Origin of the sequence: Streptomyces ossamyceticus, from assembly GCF_001418475.1 — a bacterium.
Classification (GTDB): Bacteria; Actinomycetota; Actinomycetes; order Streptomycetales; family Streptomycetaceae; genus Streptomyces; species Streptomyces ossamyceticus.
Genome location: NZ_LIQX01000994.1, coordinates 1 through 2,180, shown reverse-complemented (window position 1 = coordinate 2,180; position 2,180 = coordinate 1). Strand labels below are relative to the sequence as shown.

3 protein-coding genes are annotated in these 2,180 nt (G+C 69.1%); 1 reads left to right on the top strand and 2 read right to left on the bottom strand.

The window, feature by feature from the left end:
* Positions 1–17 precede the first annotated feature (17 nt).
* Both AOK15_RS41295 and AOK15_RS41290 read right to left on the bottom strand, forming a co-directional pair.
* Positions 18–554 carry a TetR/AcrR family transcriptional regulator gene (locus AOK15_RS41295; protein WP_055524428.1) on the bottom strand — a complete coding sequence of 179 codons (537 nt, stop codon included), beginning with the start codon at positions 552–554 and terminating at the stop codon, positions 18–20.
* The gene (locus AOK15_RS41290; protein WP_055524426.1) at positions 554–874 is read right to left on the bottom strand and encodes a DMT family transporter; all 321 of its coding nucleotides are present in this window, start codon (positions 872–874) and stop codon (positions 554–556) included. Before AOK15_RS41290 ends, AOK15_RS41295 begins: the two co-directional genes overlap by 1 nt.
* Positions 875–1,204: 330 nt before the next feature.
* On the opposite strand from AOK15_RS41290, the gene AOK15_RS41285 reads away from it, so the two are divergent.
* On the top strand, positions 1,205–2,119 hold the full coding sequence (locus AOK15_RS41285; RefSeq protein ID WP_205632331.1) for an AbfB domain-containing protein: 915 nt from the start codon (positions 1,205–1,207) through the stop codon (positions 2,117–2,119).
* The last annotated feature ends 61 nt before the right edge of the window (positions 2,120–2,180 follow it).

The window sequence follows — 2,180 nt, the reverse complement described above, 5'->3', positions numbered from 1 at the left end:
GGTAATCCCCCGCCCCCTCAACCGATCACCCGCGCCAGCACCTCCCGCGCGTACCCCTCGTCGTACGGCGCCCCCGTCAGCAGCACCTGGAGGCAGATCCCGTCGATCAGGGCGACCAGGGCGCGCGCGGTCACCGGATCCGTGCGCAGGGCGAGGCAGTCGGCGAAGCCCTCCGCCCACTCCGCGGCGACCGGGCGCAGGGCCGGGCGGCGCAGGGCGGCCAGGTAGAGCTCGTACTCGACCTCCAGGCCCGTACGGTCGCCGGCGAACCACTCGCTGCCGAGCGCGGCGAGTTCGGCGGCCAGGTCGGACTCCGGGTCCTGGAGGGCGCCGCGGGCCAGGACCGTGCGCGCGTACCCCTCGTTGGCCTGCCGCAGCGCCGCCACCATGAGGTCGTCGAGGGTCTTGAAGTGGTACGTCGTCGAGCCGAGCGGTACGTCCGCCTCGGCGGCCACGCTCCGGTGGCTCAGCCCGGCGATGCCCTTCTCTCCGACGACGCGGATCGCCGCGTCGATGATCCGCTGCCGCCGCTCGGGGTCGTAACGCCGGGCCATCAGTGGGCGCCTCCCAGGTTGAGTACGACGACTCCCGCCACGATCAGCGCGATCCCCGCGGCCTTGGCGGGACTCAGCCCCTCCCCGAACAGCACGAGGCCGAGCGCTGCGACGCTGGCGGTGCCGACGCCGGCCCAGATGGCGTAGGCCGTGCCGATCGACATCGACTTGAGCGCCTGGGCGAGCAGCCCGAAGGAGATCAGGTAGCCGATCCCGGTGATCAGCGACGGGCCCACCTTGCTGAAGCCCTCGCTGTACTTCATCGCGGTGGTGGCGACGACCTCGGCGGCTATGGCGAAGCCGAGCAGCAGATATCCCATGTGTACTAGCGTACACATGGATACGTACGACCGTACACATCGAGGGCGGGAAGAGATGAGACTGCCCCCACGGGTGCCCCCGTCCGTCCCCGATCGGGCGCACCCGCGCGGAAATGTCTCCCCAAGAGGCCGCCGTTTCGGGGCCGTTCCGTTATGGAAGCGCTCTCCGAAAGGGCTCCCCGCACACCACCTGGTCCACTACTGTTTCAACGGTCAATCTCCCGATTGTGTGACGCCCGCAAGGGTTCGCACACACCGGTGACACGTACCACCTCCCCTGACCCGCATGACGAATTCGCGTCCGCCTGTGCGACGCCGAGGGAACCGCGCATGCCGCCAACGAAGCCCGGACCTGATCCGGACCAGAACACCCCCAGCCTCCCGGTGCTGAGCTCCGCGAAGGTGTGGGAGACCGGTGTCGCCCCCGACGACACCCGAATACCGGGCACCCGCCGCCTGTGGCTGGCCGGAGCGCTCGCCCTGGCCGTCGTGTCGTCGTGCGTGACGGCGATCGTCCTTCAGGACTCCGGTCCTGACGGCACGTCACAGACCCGCACGGACCGCACCACACTGGCCGACGACCCGGTAGCCCCGCTCTCCCTTCCCCCGGCGTCGCCGACCACGGCCCCCGACGCGAAGAGCGGACTGTCCGAGCCGCAGGAGGCCAAGGGCGGCGCGAAGGGAGCCAAGGACGACAAGGACGCGTCGGACTCCGAGGACTCCGAGGACTCCGACTCCTCCGAGAAGCAGCAGGGCGGAGCGAAGCCGACCACCGAGCCGTCGAAGTCGACGTCGCCCGGCAAGAAGCCGCCGTCCGGCACCACCCTGAAGTCCGTACGGTCCGTCAACTACCCGGACCGGTACTGGCACCTGAGCGGTGGTTACTTCCGGCTCGACCAGGTGGGTTCCTCCAGCGGCAGTGAGACCAGGGAGGACTCCTCCTTCAAGGTCGTCACCGGCCTCGCCAACTCCTCCTGTTACTCCTTCCGGATGTCGGACGGCCGTTACGTCCGCCACCAGAACTTCGTGCTCCGCGCGTCGGACAACGACGGCTCCGGCCTCTTCAAGCAGGACGCCACCTTCTGCCCCCGCTCCGCGTACTCGGACACGATCATGCTGGAGTCGGTCAACTACCCGGGTTACTTCGTGCGCCACCGGAACTTCCAGCTCCGTATCGAGCGCTACGAGCACAGCGGTCAGTTCTTCGCCGACGCCACGTTCGCCATGGAGAAGGGCCTGTCCTGACCGGCTGTCGAAAACCGACATGGGTGTGGCCCCCGGCGATTCGCCGGGGGCCACACCCATG

Excerpts from the sequence above, each read along its gene's own strand:
- AOK15_RS41295 (WP_055524428.1), bottom strand. The coding sequence starts at position 554 with ATGGCCCGGCGTTACGACCCCGAGCGGCGGCAGCGGATCATCGACGCG.
- AOK15_RS41290 (WP_055524426.1), bottom strand. The coding sequence starts at position 874 with ATGGGATATCTGCTGCTCGGCTTCGCCATAGCCGCCGAGGTCGTCGCC.
- AOK15_RS41285 (WP_205632331.1), top strand. The coding sequence starts at position 1,205 with ATGCCGCCAACGAAGCCCGGACCTGATCCGGACCAGAACACCCCCAGC.